At 73.9% G+C, this 25,039-nt stretch carries 23 protein-coding genes; 19 read left to right on the top strand and 4 right to left on the bottom strand.

Annotated elements, in window-relative coordinates; translation table 11 throughout:
• Positions 1-2: 2 nt before the first annotated feature.
• The 4 genes from FHU28_RS25520 to FHU28_RS25505 form a co-directional block, all read right to left on the bottom strand.
• Positions 3-1,217: a TolB-like translocation protein gene (locus FHU28_RS25520; protein WP_184686922.1), complete on the bottom strand. Its 1,215-nt coding sequence runs from the start codon at positions 1,215-1,217 to the stop codon at positions 3-5.
• Between the two features lie 90 nt (positions 1,218-1,307).
• Positions 1,308-2,045 (bottom strand): TVP38/TMEM64 family protein, encoded by a 738-nt coding sequence (locus tag FHU28_RS25515; RefSeq protein ID WP_376700879.1) that lies wholly within the window; start codon positions 2,043-2,045, stop codon positions 1,308-1,310.
• A gap of 29 nt (positions 2,046-2,074) precedes the next feature.
• Entirely contained in the window at positions 2,075-2,797 is a 723-nt protein-coding gene (locus tag FHU28_RS25510; protein WP_073831013.1) for a type 1 glutamine amidotransferase, read from the bottom strand.
• Entirely contained in the window at positions 2,787-4,034 is a 1,248-nt protein-coding gene (locus FHU28_RS25505) for a MurT ligase domain-containing protein (protein WP_184689900.1), read from the bottom strand. The genes FHU28_RS25510 and FHU28_RS25505 overlap by 11 nt, the downstream gene beginning before the upstream one ends.
• 355 nt (positions 4,035-4,389) lie before the next feature.
• Here FHU28_RS25505 and mraZ point away from each other — a divergent pair, with 355 nt between their 5' ends.
• The 19 genes from mraZ to FHU28_RS25410 all read left to right on the top strand — a co-directional run bounded on the left by mraZ (position 4,390) and on the right by FHU28_RS25410 (position 25,026).
• Complete coding sequence (gene mraZ, locus FHU28_RS25500; RefSeq protein ID WP_073831045.1) at positions 4,390-4,821, top strand: division/cell wall cluster transcriptional repressor MraZ; 432 nt, start codon at positions 4,390-4,392, stop codon at positions 4,819-4,821.
• A gap of 204 nt (positions 4,822-5,025) precedes the next feature.
• Positions 5,026-6,135 carry a 16S rRNA (cytosine(1402)-N(4))-methyltransferase RsmH gene (rsmH, locus tag FHU28_RS25495; protein WP_184689898.1) on the top strand — a complete coding sequence of 370 codons (1,110 nt, stop codon included), beginning with the start codon at positions 5,026-5,028 and terminating at the stop codon, positions 6,133-6,135.
• Positions 6,132-6,713, top strand: a complete 582-nt coding sequence (gene ftsL / locus FHU28_RS25490) for a cell division protein FtsL (protein ID WP_184686920.1) — start codon at positions 6,132-6,134, stop codon at positions 6,711-6,713. The genes rsmH and ftsL overlap by 4 nt, the downstream gene beginning before the upstream one ends.
• A 3-nt stretch (positions 6,714-6,716) precedes the next feature.
• On the top strand, positions 6,717-8,930 hold the full coding sequence (locus FHU28_RS25485) for a peptidoglycan D,D-transpeptidase FtsI family protein (RefSeq protein WP_184686919.1): 2,214 nt from the start codon (positions 6,717-6,719) through the stop codon (positions 8,928-8,930).
• A gap of 52 nt (positions 8,931-8,982) precedes the next feature.
• The gene (locus FHU28_RS25480) at positions 8,983-10,545 is read left to right on the top strand and encodes a UDP-N-acetylmuramoyl-L-alanyl-D-glutamate--2,6-diaminopimelate ligase (RefSeq protein ID WP_184686918.1); all 1,563 of its coding nucleotides are present in this window, start codon (positions 8,983-8,985) and stop codon (positions 10,543-10,545) included.
• On the top strand, positions 10,542-11,951 hold the full coding sequence (locus tag FHU28_RS25475) for a UDP-N-acetylmuramoyl-tripeptide--D-alanyl-D-alanine ligase (RefSeq protein ID WP_184686917.1): 1,410 nt from the start codon (positions 10,542-10,544) through the stop codon (positions 11,949-11,951). The genes FHU28_RS25480 and FHU28_RS25475 overlap by 4 nt, the downstream gene beginning before the upstream one ends.
• Positions 11,948-13,075 carry a phospho-N-acetylmuramoyl-pentapeptide-transferase gene (gene mraY, locus FHU28_RS25470; protein WP_073831008.1) on the top strand — a complete coding sequence of 376 codons (1,128 nt, stop codon included), beginning with the start codon at positions 11,948-11,950 and terminating at the stop codon, positions 13,073-13,075. The genes FHU28_RS25475 and mraY overlap by 4 nt, the downstream gene beginning before the upstream one ends.
• Positions 13,076-13,315: 240 nt before the next feature.
• Positions 13,316-14,731, top strand: coding sequence for an FtsW/RodA/SpoVE family cell cycle protein (locus FHU28_RS25465; RefSeq protein WP_184689896.1), 1,416 nt, complete (start codon positions 13,316-13,318; stop codon positions 14,729-14,731).
• Complete coding sequence (murG, locus tag FHU28_RS25460) at positions 14,731-15,837, top strand: undecaprenyldiphospho-muramoylpentapeptide beta-N-acetylglucosaminyltransferase (RefSeq protein WP_073831006.1); 1,107 nt, start codon at positions 14,731-14,733, stop codon at positions 15,835-15,837. The genes FHU28_RS25465 and murG overlap by 1 nt, the downstream gene beginning before the upstream one ends.
• 31 nt (positions 15,838-15,868) lie before the next feature.
• On the top strand, positions 15,869-17,350 hold the full coding sequence (gene murC, locus FHU28_RS25455; RefSeq protein WP_184686916.1) for a UDP-N-acetylmuramate--L-alanine ligase: 1,482 nt from the start codon (positions 15,869-15,871) through the stop codon (positions 17,348-17,350).
• On the top strand, positions 17,347-18,165 hold the full coding sequence (locus FHU28_RS25450) for a cell division protein FtsQ/DivIB (protein ID WP_184686915.1): 819 nt from the start codon (positions 17,347-17,349) through the stop codon (positions 18,163-18,165). The genes murC and FHU28_RS25450 overlap by 4 nt, the downstream gene beginning before the upstream one ends.
• A 248-nt stretch (positions 18,166-18,413) precedes the next feature.
• Complete coding sequence (gene ftsZ / locus FHU28_RS25445) at positions 18,414-19,529, top strand: cell division protein FtsZ (RefSeq protein WP_184686914.1); 1,116 nt, start codon at positions 18,414-18,416, stop codon at positions 19,527-19,529.
• Positions 19,530-19,538: 9 nt separating this feature from the next.
• Complete coding sequence (locus FHU28_RS25440) at positions 19,539-20,285, top strand: YggS family pyridoxal phosphate-dependent enzyme (RefSeq protein WP_184686913.1); 747 nt, start codon at positions 19,539-19,541, stop codon at positions 20,283-20,285.
• A gap of 193 nt (positions 20,286-20,478) precedes the next feature.
• Positions 20,479-21,177, top strand: coding sequence for a cell division protein SepF (locus FHU28_RS25435; protein WP_184686912.1), 699 nt, complete (start codon positions 20,479-20,481; stop codon positions 21,175-21,177).
• A gap of 28 nt (positions 21,178-21,205) precedes the next feature.
• Complete coding sequence (locus FHU28_RS25430; protein WP_030500249.1) at positions 21,206-21,511, top strand: YggT family protein; 306 nt, start codon at positions 21,206-21,208, stop codon at positions 21,509-21,511.
• Positions 21,512-21,552: 41 nt separating this feature from the next.
• Positions 21,553-22,353, top strand: a complete 801-nt coding sequence (locus FHU28_RS25425; protein WP_073831001.1) for a DivIVA domain-containing protein — start codon at positions 21,553-21,555, stop codon at positions 22,351-22,353.
• A gap of 72 nt (positions 22,354-22,425) precedes the next feature.
• Positions 22,426-23,187 carry a hypothetical protein gene (locus tag FHU28_RS25420; protein WP_184686911.1) on the top strand — a complete coding sequence of 254 codons (762 nt, stop codon included), beginning with the start codon at positions 22,426-22,428 and terminating at the stop codon, positions 23,185-23,187.
• A gap of 2 nt (positions 23,188-23,189) precedes the next feature.
• Positions 23,190-23,498 (top strand): DUF167 domain-containing protein, encoded by a 309-nt coding sequence (locus FHU28_RS25415; RefSeq protein ID WP_184686910.1) that lies wholly within the window; start codon positions 23,190-23,192, stop codon positions 23,496-23,498.
• A gap of 22 nt (positions 23,499-23,520) precedes the next feature.
• Positions 23,521-25,026 carry a potassium/proton antiporter gene (locus FHU28_RS25410; protein WP_184686909.1) on the top strand — a complete coding sequence of 502 codons (1,506 nt, stop codon included), beginning with the start codon at positions 23,521-23,523 and terminating at the stop codon, positions 25,024-25,026.
• Positions 25,027-25,039 lie beyond the last annotated feature (13 nt).

Below are 25,039 nucleotides of genomic sequence, written 5' to 3'. Positions count from 1 at the left end.
CGTCACGGGCATGCCGGCAGCGGCGGAAGCCGGTCCAGGAGCAGCAGTGAGTACGCGTGCCGTTCCGCCGGGACGGAGCTGTCGTCCGAATCCATCAGCAGCGCCGGGCCCGAGACCGCCGCCCCGGCGTGGTCCGCTGTGAGCCGGGCGTACGAGCCGGTCCGCAGGTCGGCCACGTACCAGCCCAGGTTGTACTTGAAGACCACCAGGTCGCCGACGACAGCGGGTCTGGCGACCCGGCTCACGGGGCCGCCGGCCGGGGGCACGGCGTCCGGCGGGACAGAGGGCCCGCCGGACGCCGGTACCGGGGTGGACAGCGCCGCCGACAGGACCCGGACGGGTCCGTTCCAGCCCGACCGCCAGACGTTCACCTCACCGTCGCCCGGGGAGATCCAGGCCATGGTACGGCCGTCGGTCGTCATGTCCGGCGCTTCGACCCGGCCGAGGAAGGCTCCGTGCTGGGAAACCAGGTTCCCGCTCGGACGGAAGGTGTTCAGACGGCGCTTCGACCAGTCGTGCCAGAGCAGGTCGGCGCCGCGGAACCCGACGGCGCTCACCCGGCCGATGGCCACCCGGTGGGCCGTTCCGGCCGCCAGGTCGTGCAGGGCCAGCTCGGTCCGGTACTGGTCGACGACCCGGGTCACGGCGAGCTTCCCGTCGTGCAGATGGAACGGACGGGCACCCTGCACGGCGCCGGTGACCTGCCGCGGCTCACCCCCCGTCTGCGCGTCCCAGGCGAAGATCTCGGCGCCACCACCCCCGTGCGGCGCGGCCCGGCGGAGGTCGGTGCGCGCGTAGACCAGCCACCGCCCGTCGAAGTCCCCCAGCAGCGGGAACGTGAACAGGTCCGGCATGGTGGCCACGATCCGCCGGTCGCCGTTGCGCTCCTGCTTGACCAGCAGCGCCGGGAGGCCGTCGCGCTGCACCGTGGCGAACGCGGAGCGGCCGTCCGGCGCCGGGGTGAGCGGCACCCACCGTTCCCCGGGCTCCCGCGGCAGACGACCGTCCCGGACCGCGTCCTGCCAGCTCTGCGGCACGGCGACCGGGCAGAAGTCGCTACCCGGCGCGGCGGTCACCTGCGACGAGGGCAGGTGCTCGGTCCCCGAGGGGAGCGCCACATTGTCCGGGATGCACGCGGAGAGCAGCGCCGCCGTGAGGGCCGCCGAGACGACGGCCGAGGTCCGGGAGCGGGTCGCGGCGCGGGGCGAGAGCCTCATGCCCGCGAATGGTAGGCAGCGCCGGCAACCGCGTTGCGCGTGGCGGGCGGGACCGTCATGCGGTCGTTCCCGGGGGCCACCGCGGCCCGGTCACCGGCCCGACGCCCCCGGCGGACCGTCGTGACCGGCCTCCGCCGCAGGTCGACCGGCCGGGCCGGCAGCGCGTCGCCGTTCCGCCCGCCACCACCGGTGGACCAGCAGCACGCTGGCGATCAGGCCGAGGCTGGCCGGCGCGGCGGCGTACCAGTTGATCGACCCGGGACTGGTCGCGGCGGCGCCGATCGCCGCGTAGCCGATGGCGGTGGGGGCGGAGGCGATCACACTGCCGGTCAGGAACGGCAGCACCCGGGCGGCGGTGGTGCCGTAGCCGTAGCTGACCAGCCCGAACCCGGCGATCGGCAGCAGCCGCACGGTGACCACGCCGAAGACGCTCTGCCGGGCGAACCAGCCGTCGAGGCGGGCCAGCCGGCCGCGTACCCGCTCGGCGACGAAGTCGCGGCCGAGCACCCGGCCGACTGTGAAGCCGATGGCCGCCGCGAGCAGCGCCGCGCCGAGCGCGTACGCGGCGCCCTGCACCGGGCCGAAGACCGCGCCCGCGGCCAGCGTGACGAACGTGCGCGGCACCAGCGCCACCAGCAGCAGCGCGCCGCCGAGAACCGCCGCGGGCGGGCCGTAGCCGCCGAGCGAGTCGGCGAGCCGGGGCAGGTCGGCCGGATCCGGCCGGGGCACCAGCAGCAGCGTCACGCCGAACCCGGCGAGCAGCAGCAGAAGCAGCCCGAACCGGCGCGCCGAGGGCTGCCGCAGCAACCCGGCGAGCCGGCGGGCCACCGGTCGCCGCCCCGGCCGGGCGGCGTCGGTCACGGCCTCGGGGCGGCGGCCACCGCGGTGCGGCGCTCGGAGCGGAGCCGGTCGGCCCAGGTGTCGTCGAGTGGGGGAAGCTGGTGGATGCCGGTCGCCCAGCGCAGCAGCAGATCCGCCAGGTCGGGGTTGCGCGCCAGCGCCGGGCCGTGCGAGTAGGTGCCGAGCAGCTTGCCCCGCCACGCGCCCTCGGTGGCGCCGTCGTTGCCGACGCCCGCGGTGACCCGGGCCAGCGGGGACACGCCCGGCCCGAGGTGGGTACGGCCGCCGTGGTTCTCGAACCCGGACAGGTGCGGGATGCCCAGCCGTGGGTCGACCTCGCCGGCCAGCTCGCCGACGGCCCGGGTGGGGCCGCGGTCGGAGGAGAGGTCGAGCAGCTCCAGGCCGGCGCAGCGGGTGCCCTTGGCGAAGAAGGAGGTGCCGAGCAGCTGGTAGCCGGCGCAGACGCCGAAGACCACCGAGCCCTGGGCCACCGCCCGGTGCAGGCCGCCGTCGGCGAGCAGGCGCTGGGCGCCCAGCGCCTGCGGGCCGTCCTCGCCGCCGCCGATCAGGTAGATGTCGGCGGTGGCGGGCAGCCGCTGGTCGGAGCGGACCTCCAGCACCTCGACCGGCATGCCGCGCAGCTGGGCCCGGCGGGCCAGGATCAGCGCGTTGCCCCGGTCGCCGTAGGTGGACAGCAGGTCGGGATAGATCCAGACGATGCGCAGGCTCTCAGTTGACACGGTCAAGCTCCGCTCGGATGTCCTGGAAGGCGGTGTAGTTGGCGATGACCTCCAGCCGGCCCGGCGGCACCGCGCGGACCGCCTCGTCGAAGCTGCGGACGTGCTGGAACGGCACGCCGTTGACCTCCAGCCGCACCGCCAGGTCGTACGCCCGGTCGCCGGTGATCAGCACCTGCCGGCCGGTCAGCGGGGAGAAGTCCACGTCGAACAGCCAGGACGTGTCCAGCCCGTCGGGGTCGCGGGCGTTGATGGACAGCAGTGTCGGCGCGACGTCGGCCATGTCGAACGCCTCCAGCCAGCTCGCCGGGTTCTTCGCCAGCAGCAGCCGGATGTTGCGCCCGTCGCGGTCCACCTGGGCGTAGCGGCCGGCCACCGAGGTGACGCTGCCGAGCCGGGAGACCGCGTCCACCGGGCGTACGCCGAACTCGGCGGCGACGGCCAGGGCGGTGGCCGCGTTGCCGAGGTTGACCTTGCCGGGAAGCTGGAGCTGGATCTTGTGCCAGGCGCCGGTGGGGTCGAGCACGCCGTCGTCCTCGACCGTCCAGTTCGGCTCGGGGCGGCGCAACGGGCAGCCGGTGCACCACCACTGCTCGCCGGAGCGCTGGATGGTGGAGCCGCACTCGGGGCAGACCCAGGAGTCGTCGTGCCAGCGCTGCCCGGCGCTGAACCAGGTGACGTGCGGCGGCACGTGGCCCTGGGCCGGGTCGGCCGGCGGGCAGGCGGCCCACACCACCATCGGGTCGTCGGCGTTGGCGACCACCCGTACCCGCGGGTGCCGGACCAGGGCGGCGCGCCAGAGCTGCGCCATCATGGCGACCTCCTTGGCCCGGTCGAGCTGGTCGCGGGAGAGGTTGAGCAGCGCCACCACGTGCGGCTCGGTCGCCTCCAGCACCTGGGCGAGGTAGTGCTCGTCCACCTCCAGCACCGCGTACGGGGTGCTGCCGGCCTTGGCCAGCGCCGAGGTGTGGCCGGTGGGCATGTTCGCGCCGAAGGAGTTGGTGGCGACCCGGCCCAGCACGCCGACCGCGGCTGTGGTGAGCCGGGTGGTGGTGGTCTTGCCGTTGGTGCCGGACACCAGGGCGATGGCGCGCCCGGTCGAGAGGTGGGCGAGCAGGTCCGGGTCGATCTTGAGGCCGATCCAGCCGCCGATCACCGAACCGTCGCCACGGCCCGCAGCCCGCGACAGCGCCGCAGCGGTGCGCGACACGGAGCTGGCCACCTTTGCCCGCAAGGGCATCTTCGCGTCCGTCACGCGAGCGAGGTTACCGGACCGCCACCCTCACCAGATCGCCGCCGACGGCGAACCGTTCGGCCGGGGACGGCGCGGCGGACGGCCGGAGCGCGCTGGGCCGGACGGCGTCGGTCGATGTCGGGTAGCGGACGGTGCCGGGCGCTCCCCGCCCCCTCCACTCCGCCCCACCCGCGTTGACGTGCTGTTTTGCGCGCGGAAACGCCACGCCGCGCGGGCGATTCTGGTTGCAGGTGGAGGGAAGTGGAGTAGAGTGGGGCGCGATGGTGAGGCCGGGAGGGCCACACCGGCCCGGGGGGTCAGCGGCGCCGCGAACGCCGCTCAGGGCGAGGGGGTTGGGCCGATGTTCCTCGGCACCCACACTCCGCGCCTGGACGACAAAGGCCGGTTGATCCTGCCGGCGAAGTTCCGGGACGAACTGGCGGGGGGTGTCGTGATCACCAAAGGGCAGGAGCGCTGCCTCTACGTCTTCCCGATGCCCGAGTTCCAGCGGATCGCCGACCAGTTGCGCGCGCAGCCGATGACGAGCAAGGCGGCCCGGGCCTACAGCCGGGTCTTCTTCGCCAGCGCGCACGACGAGGTGCCGGACAAGCAGGGGCGGGTCACCATTCCCGGCCACCTGCGGTCGTACGCGGCACTGGACCGGGATCTGGTCGTGATCGGGGCGAGCACCCGGGTGGAGATCTGGGACAGGGCGGCCTGGGAGGCCTACCTCGCGGAGAGCGAAGACGACTTCGCCGACATCGAGGAGGGGGTGCTGCCCGGCGGTCTGTAGGGCGTGACGGCGCCCGACGTACTGCGAGATCTCCAGCCGCTTTCGAGTTCCTGGCACCCCTTCCCCGGTGCCAGGCGCACGATCCGACACGGAGGGCCGCGGCCTCCGGCGGGCGGGAGCGGATGGGGATCTGGCGGTATGGCGAGGCGCCGTGGCGACGACGGACACGTGACGGAACGGTTGACGAACGGGGTGGGGGTCGAGATGGGGGAGCTACGCGGCACGCACGTGCCGGTGCTGCTCGAGCGGTGTCTCGAGCTGCTGGCCCCCGCACTGGGCCGGCCCGGTCGCACCGTCCACGTCGACGCCACGCTCGGCTTGGCCGGGCACGCCGAGGCGGTGCTCACGGCGCATCCGGACACGGTGCTGATCGGCCTGGACCGGGACACCGAGGCGCTCGCCCACGCGCGGGTCCGCCTGGCCCGGTTCGCCGACCGGATCCACCTGGAGCACGCCGTCTATGACGAGCTGCCCGAGGTGCTCGACCGGCTCGGTTACCCGGCCGTCGACGGGGTGCTGTTCGACCTCGGCGTCTCGTCCCTGCAACTCGACGCGCCCGACCGCGGGTTCGCGTACGCGCAGGACGCGCCGCTGGACATGCGGATGGACCAGACCCGGGGGGTGACCGCCGAGGAGGTGGTCAACACCTACTCCCACCCGGACCTGGCCCGCCTGCTGCGGGTGTACGGCGAGGAGAAGTTCGCCGGGAAGATCGCCTCGGCGATCATCCGGGAACGGGAGCGGGCCCGGATCACGTCGTCGGCCCGGCTGGCCGAGCTGGTCCGGGAGAGCATCCCGGCACCGGCCCGACGAACTGGTGGACACCCGGCAAAGAGAACGTTTCAGGCTTTGAGGATCGAGGTAAACAGAGAGCTGGCAGTGCTGGAGACAGCGCTGCCGGCCGCTCTGGACAAGCTCACAGTGGGCGGCCGCATGGTGGTCCTGTCCTACCACTCGCTGGAGGACCGGCTCACCAAGCACGCGCTCGCCGACCGGGTCCGCAGTAAGGGCCCGGTCGACCTCCCGGTCGAACTGCCCGGGTCGGGCCCGACGTTCCGGCTGTTGAGCCGGGGCGCCGAGCTGCCCGGGGAGGCGGAGGTCGCCGCGAATCCGCGCGCCGCCTCGGTGCGGCTGCGGGCAGCGGAACGGCTCGACCCGGAGGCGGCCCAGCAGGGGCGTACCGACCGCGAACGGTACCGCCGCCGGGTGAAGGCGATGCACCAACCGGGGACGGGGTCACCGGGGTCCGTGACGGACCCCGCGTCGGCTCCGGGGGACGGGATCGGGACGGACGAGGAGGGGGAGGGGACATGAACGTCGAGAAGCGCGACGGCCGGGGAGCCGTCGGGCAGCGCGCACCGCGGTCGGGGGGCCGGACCGCGGCGCAGCGCACCACGCGGGACACGACTTCGACCGACCGCCGGGAGGCCACTCACGCCCGGGGGGCGCGCGAGTTCCCGACGCAGGGCAGCGCCGCCCTGCGGCCGGCCGAGCGGACCCGGGTCACGGGTACGCCGGCGCCGCGTCTGCGGGTCGCCCCGCCGGCGCCGATCCGGGTGCCCCGGGCGCCCTTCGTCGCACTGATCCTGGTGCTCGTGGTCGGTGGGGTGCTGGGCATCCTGGCCGTCAACACCAAGATCAACGAGAACGCCTTCAAGCTGGAGAAGCTCCAGCAGCAGCAGGCCAAGCTCGACGTGGACGAGCAGGAGCTCAAGAAGGAGATCGCCGACCAGAAGGCGCCGGGCAACCTGACCGCCAACGCCCGCAAGCTGGGCCTGGTCGAGTCCGAGGACCCGGCCTACATCCGGCTGCCGGACGGGCAGACCATCGGGGTGCCGCACCCCGCCCAGGGCGCCCCGTCGGTCACCAGTCAGCAGGGCAACGGAGGCTGAGCGGTGCCGCCGAGATCGGAGGATCCGCGCCGGGACGCCACGGGCTCCCGGCGCGGATCGTCGCGGGGGTCGGAGCCGCGCGAGCCGGGTCTCGGCGGGATCTCCGACGCCCGGGCGTACACCCCACGCGGGCGGACCGTGCGCGAGGGCGGCGGCGCCGAGCAACGGCGTACCCCCCGCAGCACCCGGTCCGGCGACCCGTTCCGGCCCGCCTTGCAGGTGCTCGACGGCGGCCGGACCGGGCGCGGCGGCCAGCGCGATACCGCGGGTGACGGCGGCCGGACCGGTCGCCGGGCCACCGCGGCGGGCGGCCGTGCGGGCGTGGTGCGGACCGTCTCGCCCCGCCCGGTGCGGGAGCCGTTCGACGACGAGGAGGACGCGCCGCCGCCGCGCCGCCGGTCCCAGCCGCGCCGTCCCGCCGCCCAGCCGCGCCGCCCGGTCCGCAAGCCGCGCCGGCCGCCGCGACTCGGTGACCCGCGCCGGCGGCTGCGCCTCGGCACGCTGCTGGCGCTGACGTTGTTCGCCAGCATCGGCGTGCGGCTGGTCTACCTCCAGACCGTCGACACCCCGGCGTACGCCGACGGCGGCCTGCCCAACCGGCTCGCCGTGGTCGAGCTGCCCGCCCCGCGCGGGGCGATCCTCGACCGCAACGGTGAGCCGCTGGCGCACAGCGTGGAGGCCCGGTACGTCTTCGCCGACCCGACCCGGGTCAAGGACCGGTTCGCCACCGCGCGGGCGCTGTCCCCGCTGCTCGGCGTGCCCGCCTCGGACCTGGCCGAGAAGATGCGCGAGCGCACCCTGCCCGGCACCGACACCCCGTTGCAGTTCGTCTACCTGGCCCGGGGCGTCGAGATCGGCACCGCCAAGCAGATCATGGCGCTCGACCTGGCCGGCATCAACACGCACCGGGACGAGCGGCGCGAGGTGCCCGGCGGCGACCTGGCCGCCAACCTGATCGGCTTCGTCAGCCAGGACATGAACGGCCTGGAAGGGCTGGAGGCCAAGTACGACGACGTGCTGCGCGGGCAGGCCGGCAAACGGACCTACGAGGTGGGCCAGGGCGACCTGGCCGCGCCGATCCCGGGCGGCTACAGCCGGACCACCCAGCCGAAGCCGGGCAGCTCGCTGCAGCTCACAGTCGACCGGGACCTGCAGTTCATGACGCAGCGGATCCTGGCCAAGCAGACGGCGGCGGTGAAGGGCAGCGTCGGCGCGGCGGTGATCATCGAGATCCCCAGCGGCGAGGTGCTGGCCCAGGCCAGCCAGCCGACGTACGACGCGGCCAACCCCACCAAGGTCAGCTCGCCGTCGGACCGGGACGACGCGGCCACCACGTTCGTCGTCGACCCGGGCTCGATCCACAAGGCCATCACCTTCGGCGCGGCGCTCCAGGAAGGCGTGATCACCCCGGACACCGCGTTCCCGGTCGCCAACACCGTCGAACGGGGCGGGGTCACCTTCCGCGACACCCACCCGGTCGACGGCCGCACCCTGAGCATCCCCGGCATGCTCGCCTTCTCGTCGAACGTCGGCACCATCGAGATCGGCGAGAGGCTGGGCAAGGAACGGCTGTTCGACTACCAGAAGCGGTTCGGGCTGGGCCAGGCGACGGGTGAGGGCATGCCGGGTGAGGCACCCGGCCGGCTGCTTCCGCCCGACCAGTGGAGCGGCTCGGCGTACGGGTCGGTGCCGATCGGGCACAGCGTGGACGCCACGCCGCTGCAGATGGCCGCCGCGTACGCCGCCATCGCCAACAACGGCACGTACGTGCAGCCGCACCTGGTCAAGGAGACCGTCGGCGCGGACGGCGATCGCAGCCCCGCCGCGAAGCCGACCACCCGGTCCGTGCTCAGTCCGGCCAACGCGGCCGCGCTGCGCCGGATGATGGAGGCGGTCACCACCGTCGACGGTCCGGAGGGGCAGGCCACCGGGCTGGCCGCCGCCGTGCCCGGCTACCGGGTGGCCGGAAAGACCGGCACCGGGCTGCGCTACGACAACGGCAAGCAGCAGCCCGGCGAGGTCGGCTCGTTCATCGGCATGGCCCCGGCGGAGAACCCCCGGTACGTGGTGGCGGTCTTCGTGTGGAGCCCCGGTGGCGGTGGCGGCGCGGTCGCCGCGCCCGCGTTCCGGGAGATGATGGGCTTCACTCTCCGCCACTACCGGGTGCCGCCGTCGCTGACCAACAAGTCCCCGAAGTTCGAGGTCTTTCCGCGCTGAGCGGGGACGGCGGGACATCATCGGTGAGTGGCGACGAACCACCGGGGCGGCTGTGCGGTCGGAACCGGACGACCGGGTAGGGTCTGACGCCGTGCCCGGCAATCCACGTCCCGCCACCGTGCTTCCCGTACGGCTCGGCGATCTCGCCGCCCGCGTGGCGGTGACCCCGCCGGAGGGGGCCGCCGAGGTGGCTGTCACCGGCGTGACCCACGCCAGCCAGGAGGTCCGCCCCGGCGACCTGTACGCGGCCCTGCCCGGCGCCCGGCGCCACGGCGCGGAGTTCGCCGCCGCCGCCGCCGAGGCGGGCGCGGTGGCGCTGCTCACCGACGCGGCCGGCGTGGCGCTGGCCGCCGGCACGGACCTGCCCGTGCTCGTCGTCGACGACCCGCGCGAGGCGCTCGGCGAGGTGGCCGCGACGGTCTACGGCGACCCGACCGCCGGCCTGACCGTGATCGGCGTGACCGGCACCGCCGGCAAGACGTCCACCAGCTACCTGGTCGAGTCCGGGCTGCGCGCCGCCGGGCGTGTCACCGGCCTGATCGGCACCGTGGAGACCCGCCTCGGCGACCTGGTGATCGACAGCGTCCGGACCACCCCGGAGGCCACCGACCTGCACGCCATGCTCGCGGTGGCCCGCGAGCACGGGGTGGACACCGTGGTCATGGAGGTGTCCAGCCACGCCCTCGCCATGGGCCGGGTCGGCGGGGTCCGCTTCGACGTCGGCGGCTACACCAACTTCGGCTCCGACCACCTGGACTTCCACGCCGACGAGGCCGACTACTTCGCGGCCAAGGCCCGGCTCTTCGACGGCCGCTGCCGCGTCGAGGTGCTCAACCACGACGACCCGGCGCTGCGTCCGCTGTACAAGCCCGGCACCGTCACCTACTCGGCGGCCGGCGACCCGGCCGCGACCTGGTGGGCCGACCGGGTCGACGGCGAGGGGTACGCGCAGCGCTTCACGCTGCACGGGCCGGACGGGCTCACGCTGCCCACCGGCGTGGCGCTGCCCGGCCGGCACAACGTGGCGAACGCGCTGCTGGCGGTCGCCCTCCTGGTCGCCGTCGGGGTGGACGCGCAGACCGCGGCGCGCGGCGTGGCCGCCTGCGGCGGCGTGCCCGGCCGGCTGGAACTGGTCAGCGGCGACGCCCCGGTACGCGGGGTGGTCGACTACGCGCACAAGGCCAACGCGATCGAGGCGGTGCTGACCGCGCTGCGCGACCTGACCGGCGGCCGGCTGATCTGCGTGCTGGGCGCCGGCGGCGACCGGGACCGTGGCAAGCGGCCGGTGATGGGCGGCGTGGCCGCGCGCGGCGCCGACGTGGTGCTGGTGACCGACGACAACCCGCGGACCGAGGACCCGGCCGCGATCCGGGCCGAGGTGCTGGCCGGCGCGTACGCCGCCGCGACCCCGGCCCGCGTCATCGAGGTGCCCGGGCGGCGGGCGGCGATCGAGGAGGCGGTCCGGGTGGCCGAACCGGGTGACGTGGTGGCGGTGCTGGGCAAGGGCCAGGAACGCGGCCAGGAGATCGGCGGCGAGGTGCTGCCGTTCGACGACCGGGTGGAGTTGGCGGCGGCGCTGCGCGCCCGCTTCGGCGACCCGGTGGGTCAGCGGTGATCCCGCTGACGCTGGCCGAGGTGGCCGCCGCTGTCGACGGCCGGCTGGCCGGCGCCGACCCGGACGGCCGGGTCACCGGCACCGTGGAGTTCGACTCCCGCAAGGTCACCCCGGGCGGGCTCTTCGTCGCGTTCCCCGGCGAGCAGGTGGACGGCCACGACTACGCGGCCGGCGCGATCTCCTCGGGCGCGGTGGCGGTGCTCGGCACCCGGGAGGTGCCGGGCGTGCCGATGGTGCTCGTCGGCGACGCGCTCGACGCGATGGGCCGGCTGGCCCGCGCCGTCGTCGACCGGTTGCCCGGGCTCACAGTGATCGGGCTGACCGGCTCGTCCGGCAAGACCACCACCAAGGACCTGATCGCCCAGCTCGCGGTCCGGCTCGGCCCGACAGTGGCCCCGCCCGGCTCGTTCAACAACGAGCTGGGGCACCCGTACACGGCGTTGCAGGCCACCCCCGAGACCCGCTACCTGGTGATGGAGAAGGGCGCCCGCGGGGTGGGGCACGTCCGGTACCTGTGCGAGGTGGTGCCGCCCCGGATCTCGGTGGTGCTCAACGTCGGCGTGGCGCACCTGGGCGAGTTCGGCTCGGTGGAGACCATCGCGCTCGCCAAGGGCGAACTGGTCGAGGCGCTGCCCGCGGACGGGCTGGCGGTGCTCAACGCCGACGACCCGCGGGTGGACGCGATGTCGGCGCGTACGCAGGCGCGGGTGGTGCGCTACGGCGAGTCGGAGCGCGCCGACGTGCGCGCCGTGGACGTGACGCTCGACGGCCGGGGGCGGCCGTCGTACACGCTTGTCATTCCGGAGGGGAGCGCGCCGGTGCGGCTCGGGCTGACCGGCCGGCACCAGGTCTCCAACTCGCTCGCCGCGGCGGCGGTCGGTCGCGAGCTGGGCCTCGCGCTGCCGGACCTGGCGGCGGCGCTGAACGAGCTGGGCCTGGTCTCCACCCGGCGGATGGACGTCTTCGAGCGTCCCGACGGGGTGACCGTGATCGACGACTCGTACAACGCGAACCCGGCCTCCACCGGCGTGGCGCTGCGGGCGTTGGCCAGCATGCGCGGGCAGGGGCGTACGGTCGCGGTGCTCGGCTACATGGCCGAGCTGGGTGACTTCGAACGGGAGGGGCATCAGCAGGTCGGCCGGCTCGCGGCCGAGCTGGGAGTGGACCGGCTGCTCGTGGTGGGCGAGCCGGCGGCGCCGATCCACGAGGGCGCGACAGCGGTAGGCAATTGGGGAGGAGAGTCGGTGCTGCTCAGCGATCAGGCGGCGGCCGTCGAGGTGCTGCGGAGCGAGCTGCGTCCGGGAGACGTGGTGCTGGTTAAGGGCTCCCGGTACCGGACCTGGGAGGTGGCCGACGCGCTGCGCGCGGACGCCCGCGAGGGTGCGACGGAGGGCGGCGCCGCATGAGGGCGGTCATCGTCGCCATCGGGGTCGCGTTCCTGATCTCGCTGTTCGGCACCCCGATCGCGATCAAGGTGTTCGCCCGGCTGAAGGCCGGCCAGCCGATCCGGTCGAACCTCGGGCTCGCCAGCAACGAGGGCAAGAAGGGCACGCCGACGATGGGCGGCGTGGTCTTCATCCTGGCCACGGTCATCGCGTACGTCGCCGGGCACCTGGCCCTGACCACGCTGCCGGACGCGCAGATCGCCCAGGTCGAGCCGACCATCACGGCGCTGGTGCTGCTGGGGCTGATGGTGTTCTCCGGCGCGGTCGGCTTCATCGACGACTTCCTGAAGGTGCGCAAGCGGCACAGCGGCGGCCTCAACAAGCGGGGCAAGCTGGCCGGGCAGATCCTGGTCGGCGCGGTCTTCGGCGCGGTGGCGGTCTACTTCCCGTCGAGCATGACCGACGCCGGCGGGAACGCGACGAACACCGAGACGGTGGCCAGCACCACGCTGAGCTTCATCCGGGACATCCCGGCGCTGGAGATCGGCAAGATCGGCTCGGTGATCGTCATCATCATGGTGGTCATGGCGGCCACCAACGGCGTCAACCTCACCGACGGCCTGGACGGCCTGGCCACCGGCGCCTCGGTGATGGTGCTCGCGGCGTACGCGCTCATCGCGTTCTGGCAGTACCGGCACTGGTGCGCCGACCCGAACTACACCGAGGCGTACTGCTACACCGTGCGCGATCCGCTGGAGATCGCGCTGATCGCCGGCGCGGCCGCGGGCGCCTGCGTGGGCTTCCTCTGGTGGAACACGTCCCCGGCGCGGATCTTCATGGGCGACACCGGCGCGCTCGGGCTGGGCGGCCTGATCGCCGGCATGGCGATGTCCACCCGCACCATCCTGCTGCTGCCGATCCTGGGCGGCCTCTTCGTGATCATCACCATGTCCGTGGTCATCCAGATCATCTCCTTCCGTACCACCGGCAAGCGCGTGTTCCGGATGTCGCCGCTGCAGCACCACTTCGAGCTGGCCGGCTGGAGCGAGGTCAACATCGTCGTCCGGTTCTGGATCATCGCCGGCATCGGCGTGGCCATCGCGCTGGGCCTGTTCTACAGCGAGTTCCTCGCCGCGGTGAGCTGACGCCCCCGGGTGTAAGGAAGGGCCCCTTATTAACAGACGTCTGTTAATAAGGGGCCCTTCCTTCAGATCCGACACGCCGACCGGGCGGTTGCGCCACGGGCGGGCGGGCCGAGCGGCCATGATGGGCCTGTGGGGGAGGGACGAGACAACCAGGTGACCACCGACCCGCCGGCCCGCCGTGCGCCGGCGGCCACGCCCCCGGCCGACCCGCCGGCGGCGCGCTGGGACCCGGCCGGTGGCCTGGCCGCGCTGCGCGGTCTGCTGGCCCGGCCGCTGGCCTCCTACTACCTGCTGCTGTCCAGCGCCGGCCTGCTGCTGCTGATCGGCCTCACGATGGTCTTCTCCGCGACCAGCGTGCGGGACTACGTCATGGACGGCGACGCGGCGGCGTCGCTGACCAAGCAGACCGTCTTCGCGGTGATCGGCATCGGCGCGTTCTGGGCCTGCCAGCGGCTGCCCGCGCGCACGTTCCGCGCGGTCAGCCGCCCGGCGCTGGGTGTGGCGGTGGCGCTGCTGCTGCTGCTCAACCTGCTGGTGGCGCTGAACTCGCTGTTCGGGGTGGCGTCGATCGGGCCGTTGAAGGCGCACCTGCTCTGGCTCTACCTCGGCCCGATCTCCGTGCAGCCGGTCGAGGTGGCGAAGTTCGCGCTGGCGCTGTGGGGCGCGCACGTGCTCGCCCGCAAGGGCGCGGCGCTGGGCTGGTGGAAGGAGCTGGCCACCCCGCTGTTCCCGGTGGTCGGCCTGCTGTTCGTGCTGGTCGGCTACAACGACCTGGGCAGCATGCTCTGCCTGCTCGCGCTCGTGGTCGGCATGCTCTGGGCGGCGGGCGTACGGACCCGGGTCTTCGCCGCGCTCACCGGGATCGGCCTGGCCGGCGTCGGCCTGCTGGTGGCCGCGGCCTCGCTCGGCGCCGGCTCCGGCTCCCGGGGCGCCGACAACTACCGGCTCGGCCGCCTCACCATGTGGCTCGACCCGCCGTCCCCGCGTACCTGCTTCGAGCAGGAGCTGGACTACTGCTACCAGCTCGTGCAGGCCCGCTACGCGATCGGCAACGGCGGCTGGTTCGGCGTCGGCCTGGGCCAGAGCAGCTTCAAGTACGGCTGGCTGCCCGAGGCGCACAACGACTTCATCTTCGCCATCATCGCCGAGGAGCTGGGGGTGGTCGGCTGCACCGTGATCCTGGTGCTGTTCGCCGTGCTCGCGTACACCGGGATGCGCATCGCCCGCCGGGTCGAGGACCCGTTCCGCCGGCTCGCCGCCGCCGGCGTGACCGCCTGGCTGGTCGGCCAGGCCGTCATCAACATCGGTGGCGTGACCGGGCTGCTGCCGCTGACCGGCGTACCGCTGCCGTTCATCTCCGACGGCGGCAGCGCCCTCGTGGTGACCCTCGCCGCGATCGGCATGCTCGCCTCCTTCGCCCGCGCCGAGCCGGACGCGGCGCGAGCGCTGCATGCCCGTCCGCCCGCCCGATGGGTCCGACTAGTGTGGGCCCCGTTGCCGCCGCTTCCCGGCCGGCGCCGTCGACCGGCGCCGCCTCCGGCCGACCGAGGGTCCGTGCCCCGGTCCCGGCAGCGGCGGCAGGACGACCAGGCCGCGCCCCGCGGCGCCCGGTCCGACCGGGCGCGCTCCGGCGCGGCGAGCGAGAGGAGACGCTGATGGGTCCGCTGCGTTCGGTGGTGCTCTGCGGAGGGGGTACGGGCGGGCACATCTATCCGCTGCTCGCCTTCGCCGACTGCCTGCGCCGACACGACCCGAGCGTCCGGATCACCTGTCTGGGCACACCGAAGGGGCTGGAGAACGAGCTGATCCCGCCGGCCGGCTACGACCTGCGGCAGATCCCGGCGTACCAGCTGCCCCGGTCGGTGAACATGAGCCTGGTGCGTACCCCGGACCGGATGTGGAAGGCGGCCCGCGCCGCGGGAAAGGTGATCGACGAGGTCCAGGCCGACGCCGTGGTCGGCTTCGGCGGGTACGTCTCGGTGCCCGGTTACCTGGCCGCGTGGCGGCGGGAGCTGCCGATCGTCATCCACGAGGTGAACGTGCCGCCGGGCGTGGCGAACCGGCTCGGGATGAAGTTCACCAAGAACGTCGCGGTGGGCTTCCCGCACCAGCCGGCCCAGGCCGAGGCGCTGCGCGACGCCCGGGTGGTCGGGGTGCCGTTGCGCCGGGGCATCGCCGGGCTGGACCGGGCCGCCCTGCGTGACGCCGCCCGCGCCCACTTCGGACTCCGCCCCGACCTGCCGGTGCTCTTCGTCGCCGGTGGCTCGCAGGGCGCCCGCTCGATCAACCTGGCCGTCTCCGGCGCGGCGAAGGAACTGGCCCGCAACGGCGTGCAGGTGCTGCACGTCATCGGCGCCCGCAACGAGCCGGTCTCGGTGCCCACCGACCTGCCGGTGCCGTACGTCACGCTGCCCTACCTGTCCGAGATGGAGCTGGGCTACGCCGCCGCCGACCTGATGCTGGCCCGGGGCGGCGCGATGACCTGCGCCGAGGTGGCCGCGATCGGCCTGCCCACCGTCTACGTGCCCTACCCGCACAGCAACCAGGAGCAGAAGCGCAACGCGCTGCCGGTGGTGGAGGCGGGCGGCGGCCTGCTGGTCGACGACGCCGAGATGACCCCGGCCTGGGTGGAGCGGACGGTGATCCCGCTGATCCGGGACCCGCAGCGGCTCTGGGCGATGAGCCACGCCGCAGCCGGCTACGGCCGCCGCGACGGCGACGTGGCGTTGCTGAACTTCGTCTACGAGGCGGTGGCCCGCTGATGCGGGGCGCCGTGACGGGAAGGTACGTCTGATGAACACCGTGCAGTTCACCCCCGCCGGCACCATGACCGCGGAGGATCTGGGCCGGATCCACCTGATCGGCGTGGGCGGGGTCGGGATGGCCGGGCTGGCCCGGCTGTTCCTCACCCGTGGCCTGCCGGTCTCCGGCAGCGAGCTGCGGGAGTGGCCGTCGCTGGCCGGCCTGCGGGCGCTCGGCGGCACCATCCACTCCGCCCACGAAACGTCCAACCTCGACGGGGTGGACACGGTCGTCTACTCCTCGGCGATCCCGCAGGACCACCTGGAGATGGTCGAGGCGCGCCGACGGGGCCTGCGGGTGCTGCACCGCTCCGAAGCGCTCGCCGCCGCGATGACCGGCCGCCGCACGGTGGCGGTGGCGGGCACCCACGGCAAGACCTCCACCACCTCGATGGTCACCATGGTGCTCCAGCAGGCCGGCACCGATCCGTCCTTCGTGATCGGCGGTGAGATCTCCGAGGTCGGCTCCGGCGCACACCACGGCACCGGCGAGCACTTCGTGGTCGAGGCGGACGAGAGCGACCGCTCCTTCCTCATCTACCGCCCGTTCGTGTCGATCATCACGAACGTCGAGGCGGACCACCTCAACACCTACGGCGACCTGGCCACGCTGGAGGCGGCCTTCGCCGAGTTCGCCCGGCTCACCGACCCGGCCGGCTTCGTGGTCACCTGCGCGGACGACCCGGGCGGGCGGCGGCTGGCCGAGACGCTGCGCGCCGAGGGCCGCCGGGTCTGGACGTACGGCGAGTCCGCCGACGCGGACCTGCGGATGAGCGAGGTGGTCTCGTCCGCGCACGGCGTGCGCTACCAGGCCGAGATCGAGGGCCGGGCGTTCGGCGAGTTCCGGCTGCCCGTACCGGGGCGGCACATGGCGCTCAACAGCGGCGCCGCGGTGCTCGCCGCGTACCTGCTGGAGCTGCCGGTCTCGGCGGCGGAGGCCGCGCTCGGCGCGTTCCCCGGCGTGCGGCGGCGCTTCGAGCGCAAGGGCGTGGCCGACGGCGTGCTGGTCTACGACGAGTACGCCTACCACCCGACCTCGATGACGCTGGCGCTGCAGACGCTGCGTGAGGTGGCCGGCGACGGCCGGCTGATCGTGGTGTTCCAGCCGTACCGGCTCTACCGCACCCGCGACAACCATGCGGAGATCGCCGCGGCGCTCGGCATCGCCGACGAGGTGGTGCTGCTGGAGGTGTTCGGCCCCGGCGAGGCGCGCCGCCCCGGTGAGGGCTCGGCCGCGTTGATCCAGGACGTGCCGCTGCCGGCCGAGCGCAAGGTGTTCGTCGAGGCGTGGGACGACGTGCCGGCCGAGGTGGCCCGCCGGGCCCGGGCCGGCGACGTGGTGGTGACAATGGGCGCGCCGCCGACTTCGCTGATGGGTGACCAGTTGCTCGACGCGCTGCTGGCCCGCTCCGGCGGCGGCACGGAGCTCGGCGCCGGCGTCGGCCCGGACGGCGCGGCGACCACCGCCGGATGAGTCCCGGCCCGGCCCGCGGCCGCACCCCCGGCTCGGACGGCGGGGCGGGCCGGCGCAGCCCGGCGCGGCGCTGGCAGCTCGTGCGGGCCAACTCGGACGCCGTGCCGCCGTCCACCCGCCGGTTCATGGCCCGGGCCCGGCAGCGGCGGATGCGCGCCGCGCTGCCCTGGGCGGTGGCGGCCGCGGTGCTGACCGTCGCGGGCCTGGTGGCGTGGACGGTGCTGGGCACCGGCCTGTTCGGCGTGCGCGAGGTACGGGTGGTCGGCGCGCGGCTGGTCACCCCGGTGCAGATCCGCGACGCGGCGGCGGTACGGGACAACGAGCCGCTGGCCCGGGTGGACCTGGCCGCTACCGCGCGCCGGGTCGGCACGCTGCCGCCGGTGGCCCGCGCCACTGTGGAGCGGGAGTGGCCGGGCACGCTGGTGATCCGGGTGCAGGAGCGCACGCCGGTGGCGGCGGTGCCGCAGGGTGACGGCTTCGTGGTGGTCGACGGCTCGGGTGTGGTCTTCCAGCGCCTGGACCGGGCGCCGGGCGGGTTGCCGCTGGTCAAGGTGGCCCGGCCGGGCCCCGACGACCCGGGTACGCGGGCCGGCCTGGCGGTGCTCGCCGCGCTGGGCGAGAAGCTGCGCGCGGAGCTGGTAGCGGTGGACGTCGCCGGGCTGGCCCGGATCACGCTGCTGCTGCGCGGTGAGCGTCAGGTCTTCTGGGGCGACGCCTCCCGGGGCGCGGACAAGTCGACCGTGGCCACCGCGTTGCTGAGCCGTAAGGCGGACCGGATCGACGTCAGCGCGCCGGACGTGGTCACGTTCGAGTGACCCGCGGCTCAGCGATCAGGCGCTGTGTCCCCGATCGCTCCGTCGGCGACACGCCGGAACAGGTCCTTGGCTCCTGGCGCGGCGGCGCATACGTTGCCCCGAAGAGATCAGTGGTTGACATAACCTTAAGCCTCTAGTAGAGGGTGAGGGTTCAGCCCGTCGGAGGCCGCGAGGGACGTGTTCGACCGCTGATCCGGCCAAGCCGTGTGGGGTCGGCCCATGCCAATCTCGAAGGGAAAGGACCGGAGATGACACCTCCGCACAACTACCTGGCGGTCATCAAGGTCGTCGGCATCGGGGGCGGCGGAGTCAACGCCGTCAACCGGATGATCGAGGTTGGGCTCAAGGGCGTCGAGTTCATCGCGATCAACACCGACGCGCAGGCGTTGCTGATGAGCGACGCCGACGTCAAGCTCGACGTGGGCCGGGAGCTGACCCGGGGACTGGGCGCGGGCGCCAACCCGGACGTCGGCAAGAACGCCGCCGAGGACCACCGCGACGAGATCGAGGAGGTCCTCAAGGGCGCCGACATGGTGTTCGTGACCTGCGGCGAGGGCGGCGGCACCGGCACCGGCGGCGCCCCGGTCGTGGCGAACATCGCCCGTAAGCTCGGCGCGCTCACCATCGGCGTGGTCACCCGGCCGTTCTCGTTCGAGGGCAAGCGCCGGCAGGTCCAGGCCGAGGCGGGCATCGAGGAGCTGCGCAACCAGTGCGACACGCTCATCGTGATCCCGAACGACCGGCTGCTCGCGCTCGGCGACCGCAACATCTCCATGATGGACGCTTTCCGCACCGCGGACCAGGTGCTCCTCTCCGGTGTCCAGGGCATCACCGACCTGATCACCACGCCGGGTCTGATCAACCTGGACTTCGCCGACGTGAAGAGCGTGATGAGTGGCGCCGGCAGCGCGCTCATGGGCATCGGCAGCGCCCGGGGCGAGAACCGCGCCGTCGAGGCGGCCGAGGCGGCCATCTCCAGCCCGCTGCTGGAGCAGAGCATGGACGGCGCGCGCGGCGTGCTGCTGTCCATCGCCGGCGGGTCGGACCTCGGCCTGTTCGAGATCAACGACGCGGCTCAGCTGGTCACCGACGCGGCCCACCCGGACGCGAACATCATCTTCGGCGCGGTCATCGACGACGCGCTCGGCGACGAGGTGCGGGTCACCGTGATCGCGGCGGGCTTCGACGGCGGCACGCCCGCGTACAAGGCGGTCGAGCAGCCGCGTAAGAGCAACCAGAACCCGCCGGCGCAGCAGAACGCGCCGGTGAGCCCGCCGGCCACCATGCCGGCTCCGCAGCAGCCGTCACGGCGGGTGCTCTTCGATGACGTCGACGTGCCCGACTTCCTCAAGAACGGCTCCTGAGCCGCGCCGATGACGGAGTCAGCAACGACGGTGCGGCCCGAGCGCCGCGCCGAACTCGCGGCCGGGCTGGCCCGGGTCCGGGCCCGCGTCGCCGACGCCTGCGCGGCGGCCGGGCGGCAGCGGGACGAGGTCACCCTGGTCGCGGTGACCAAGACGTATCCGGCGTCGGACGTGGTCGCGCTGGCCGGGCTGGGCGTGACCGACGTGGGGGAGAACCGGGACCAGGAGGCGGCCGGCAAGGCGGCGGCGGTGGCCGAGGCCGGGGAGGCGCCGCGCTGGCACTTCATCGGCCAGTTGCAGCGCAACAAGGCCCGGTCGGTGGTCCGGTACGCCGACGTGGTCCAGTCGGTGGACAGCGTGCGGCTAGCCGCCGCGCTGGACGCCGCCGCGGGCGCGGTCCGGGACCGGCCGCTGGACGTGCTGGTGCAGGTGAGCATCGACGGCGATCCGGCCCGGGGCGGGGCGCTGCCGGGCGATGCCGATCCGCAGCGAGGGCTCGACCCGGTGGCCGCTGCGGTGGCCGGAGCGGACGCGCTGCGGCTGGCCGGCCTGATGGCGGTGGCGCCGCTGGGCTGGGAGCCGGACCGGGCGTTCGCCCGGCTGGCCGAGGTGGCGGCGCGTCTGCGGGCCGACCATCCGGGCGCCACTGTGCTGTCGGCGGGGATGAGCGGGGACCTGGAAAGCGCGATCGGGCACGGCGCGACACATGTCCGTGTCGGCAGCGCGTTGCTCGGAATGCGCCCTGCGCTGCGGTAGCCTCAGCAAGACGGAAGCAAATTACATCAGTGTTGTTCAGGACGGCGTTCCCGTAGCCGGGGGCCGTGACGGGCGGACCGCGAACCGCACGTCAGGGGATTGCCGATCCGGTCCGGTGGGCATGATCGTCCACTCGTGATCAAGCGACACGGCACGGGGGCGCGTGCCGCACGGCGGACGGAAGGGCGCGGGGATGGGTGCACTGCGCAAGGCGGGGGTCTGGCTCGGTCTGGTCGAGGAGGACGACGAGCGGGCGTACGAGGACGGTGGCTACGACAAGGGTAGCTACCGCGACTCGTCGCGCTACCGGTCGAGCCGGTACGCCGAGGAGTTCGCCGACGAGGACGACGACGAGGCCGAGGAGCCGCCGGCGACGCGGTCCCGCCTCGGTGACCGGGGCCGGCTGAGTGAGCGCGCCTCCAGCCGGGCGGTCGACACCGACCGGGCCGAGGTAGAGCGCCCGGAGCGGGGCGAACGCTCCAGCGTCCGGTCGATCACCCGGTCCTCCGGCGGCGACACGTCGGGCGCCCTGACCTACCACACGCGGGACAATCTCGCGCTCGCGCCGCAGGCCCAGCCGCGCGAGCGGGCGGTGGCGCCGGAGGACGAGCAGCGCTACCAGATCACCACGCTGCACCCGACCACCTACCGCGAGGCGCGGACCATCGGCGAGCACTTCCGCGACGGCGTACCGGTGATCATCAATCTCACCGAGATGGACGAGGCGGACGCCCGCAGGCTTGTCGACTTCGCCGCCGGGCTCGCGTTCGGCCTGCGCGGTACGATCGAGCGCGTGACCAACCGGGTGTTCCTGCTCTCACCGGCCAACGTCCAGGTCACCGCGGAGGACAAGGCCAAGATCGCTGAGGGCGGCTTCTTCAGCCTGAGCTGACCCACATGACCGAGGGACGTCGCCTGCCGTGTTGTCGATCCTGTTCCAGGTGCTCTACCTGCTGCTGTACATCTTCCTAATTGTCCTTTTGGCGCGATTTGTTATGGGGGCGGTACTGGCTTATGGTCGCCGCTGGCAACCGGGCCGGGGAGCGTCGGCGGGACTGGAAGTCGTGTGGAGCGTCACTGATCCGCCCCTGCGAGCGTTGAGGCGTGTGATCCCGCCACTGCGAATTGGTACCGTGAGCATCGACCTGGCCTCCCTTGTGCTCCTGGTTATCCTGTTCGTGCTGATGGAGTTCGTGTTTAGGCGCCTGATCTTCGCGTTTGCCTGACCAGAGCGCTTTCGCGGCCGCAACTGACCCGAGGAGTTTCGATGCCGCTGACCCCGGCCGACGTTCACAACGTCGCCTTCAAAAAGCCGCCGATCGGCAAGCGGGGGTATGACGAGGAGGAGGTCGACGCCTTCCTTGACGAGGTCGAGCGCGAGCTGGCCCGTCTGATCGAGGAGAACAACGAGCTGCGCGCCCAGGTGGAGCGCGGCGGTCGGGGTGGCGCTCCCGCCGGCCCCGGCGGTGACGCCCGCCTCGCGGCGGAGCTCAACGACGTCAAGGCCCAGCTCGACCGGGTGCAGCGCGACAAGGCGGCCGCCGAGCAGGCGGCCCGCGCGATGCAGGCCGAGCTGGAGCAGGTACGCGCGCAGGGTGGCCCGGCCGGGGTGACCGGGGACGGCGAGCAGCAGGCGCTGCGGGTGCTCATGATGGCCCAGCGCACCGCCGACGACCACGTCTCCGACGCCCGTCGCGAGGCCGACCAGCTGCTCTCCGAGGCCCGTTCCAAGGCCGAGGAGGTCACCCGGGAGGCGCGCGCCAAGGCCGACGCCCTGGAGCGGGACGCCCGCCAGCGGCACCAGGAGGCCATGGGCGGCCTGGACGCCAAGCGCACCGCTCTGCAGAAGCACATCGAGGAGCTCAAGCAGTTCGAGCGCGAGTACCGCACCCGGCTCAAGGCGTACCTGGAGAGCCAGCTGCGGGACCTCGACGGTCGCGGCCAGGGCCTCGAGGTCGAGATGAACCGCGAGGGCACCCGTGCCGCCGGCAGCAACGGTCTCGCCGCGGCCGGCCTCGCCGGCTCCTACGGCGGTGGCCGCGCGGGCTCGCTCGAGTCCGGCCGCTGATCCCGCGTCGGTGGCCGTCCCCGTGACGGCCACCGACCGCCCAGACCGACACGACGCGGCCGGGGGTGAGCCGTGGTAGCCGCCAGCATCCTGCTCATCCTCGTCGCGGTCGTGCTGCTGGTCGCCGGGCTCGCCGGCGGATCCAGCCTCCTGCTCATCGTCTCGATCGCGGCCAGCGTCCTGTCCGCCGTCGTCTTCGTCGCGTTCGCCCGCCAGGCGGCAGCGACGCGGGCCACGGCGGGCCGGGCGACCGGGCCGCGTACCCGGACCGCGCACACCGTCCCGTCCCCGGACGACCCGGTGAGCCCGGTCCCGCACCACACGTACACGGTCAGCGCCGGCGAATCCGGGTGGCGGCAACCGCCCGGGTCGCCGGTGACCGAGCCGGACGCTCCGCCGCCGGCCGCGTACTCACCACCGGCCGATCCGTTCGACGCCGATCCGTACACCGCGCCCTACGAGCCGGCCGCCGCCGAGTCGTACGAGCGCGCCGCCGCCGAGCCGGTGGCCGACGCGGAACCGGCGCCCTACTCGCCGCCCGGCCCGCGCGCCACGGAGACCACCCGGCCCACCTCGCCCGCGCCGGGCGAGCCGTTCGACGGCGACCCGCCGGCCGAGTTCCTTTCCCCCGGGCAGGTGGCCCGGCTGGTGCGGCTGCCCGACGAGGTCCTGGTGGTCGACGGCCACCCCCGCTTCCACCTGCCCGACTGCCCGCACCTGGTGGGCCGGGAGGACGAGCCGGTTCCGGTCGCCGAGGCGGTCGGGCTGGGCTTCACCCCGTGCGCGCAGTGCGCCGCCGCCACCACCCTGCTGGCCGAGGCCCGGCCCCGCTGACCATGACGATCGCGGACGACACGCTCACCGTCGCGGTGCGGGTGAAGCCCGGCGCGGCCCGGGCCCGGGTCGGCGGCCGGTACGACGGGCCGTACGGTCCGGCGCTCGTCGTCGCGGTGCACGCGCCGGCGGTGGACGGCCGCGCGACCGAGGCGGCCCGGCGGGCGCTCGCCGACGCGCTCGGCGTCCGGCCGGCGACCGTGTCGCTGCGCTCCGGCGCGGCCAGCCGGGACAAGCTCTTCCAGGTGGAACGCGCGCACGACGGGCTGCCCGGGGTGCTGCTGCGACTGCGCGACGGCAGCACGCCGTGAGATCCGCCCGGGCCGGTCGGCGATGACCCCCGGGCTGGACGTCGCGTTGCTGGTGGGCGCCGCCGTGCTGCTGGTCGCGGTGGGTGCGGTGCGGTTCTCCACCCGGCTCGGCGTGCCGAGCCTGCTGGTCTACCTGGCGCTCGGGGTGCTGCTCGGCGAGGCCGGGCTGGGTATCCGCTTCGACGACGTCGAGCTGACCCGGGTGCTCGGCTTCTGCGCGCTCATCGTGATCATCGCGGAGGGCGGCCTGACCGCCCGGTGGAGCACGCTGCGGCCGGTGCTCGGGCTGGCGGCCACGCTGTCCACTGTCGGCGTGGTGGTCAGCATCGTGGTCGTCGGCGTGGTGGTGCACCTGCTGCTCGACCTGGACTGGCGGCTCGCGCTGCTCTACGGCGCGGTGCTCTCCTCGACCGACGCCGCGGCCGTGTTCGCCACGCTGCGCCGGTTGCGCCTGCCGCCCCGGCTGGTGGCCGCGCTGGAGGCCGAGTCCGGGGTGAACGACGCGCCCGTCGTGCTCGTGGTGCTGCTGCTCTCCCGCGCCGGAGCCCAGGTGGCTCACCCGTGGTGGTACGAAGGGCTGCTGCTCGGCTACGAGCTGGGCGTCGGCGCGGCGGTGGGAGTCGGCGCCGGGCTGACCGGGCGGTACGCGCTGCGCCGGGCCGCGCTCCCGTCGGCCGGCCTGTACCCGATCGCGGTGGTCGGCTTCACCGTGCTGGCGTACGCGGCCGGCTCGGTGCTGCACGCCTCCGGCTTCCTCGCCGTGTACGTGGCCGGCGTGCTGCTCGGCAACTCCCGCCTGCCGCACCGGCAGGCCATCCTCGGCTTCGCCGACGGGCTGGCCTGGCTGGCTCAGATCGGCCTGTTCGTGCTGCTCGGCCTGCTGGTCTCGCCGAGCCGGCTGGACGCCGCGGTGCTGCCCGCCGTGATCACCGGCCTGGCCCTGCTGCTGCTCGCCCGGCCGTTGTCGGTGGCGGTCTCCGCGCTGGCGTTCCGGGTCAATCTGCGCGAGCAGCTCTTCCTGTCCTGGGCAGGGCTGCGCGGCGCGGTGCCGGTGGTGCTGGCCACCATCCCGCTGTCGTTGCACGTGCCGGGGGCGGACCGGCTCTTCGACGCGGTCTTCGTGCTGGTGGTGATCTTCACGCTGCTCCAAGCCGGCACGCTGGCGTCGGCGGCCCGCCGGCTGGGCGTGATCGCCCCGGCCGAGCCGAACGAGATCATGCTGGAGACCGCCCCGCTGGAGCGGATGCGCGCGGACCTGCTCCAGCTGGAGGTGCCCGAGGGGTCCCGGCTGGCCGGGGTGCACGTGGACGAGCTGCGGCTGCCGGTGGGCGCCGCGGTCACGCTGGTGCTGCGCGACGGCGCCGGTTTCGTGCCCGGCCCGGACACCCGGCTCAAGGTCGGGGACAGCCTGCTCATCGTCGCCACCGCGGGCGTCCGCGACGAGACCGAGCGGCGGTTGCGGGCGGTGAGCCGCCGGGGCCGCCTGGCGCGGTGGTTCGGGGAGTACGGCGAGGAGACGGCCCGCTGATCTGCTACGGTTC

This window comes from Micromonospora echinospora, from assembly GCF_014203425.1.
Classification (GTDB): domain Bacteria; phylum Actinomycetota; class Actinomycetes; order Mycobacteriales; family Micromonosporaceae; genus Micromonospora; species Micromonospora echinospora_A.
This window is presented reverse-complemented; position numbering and strand designations above follow the sequence as displayed.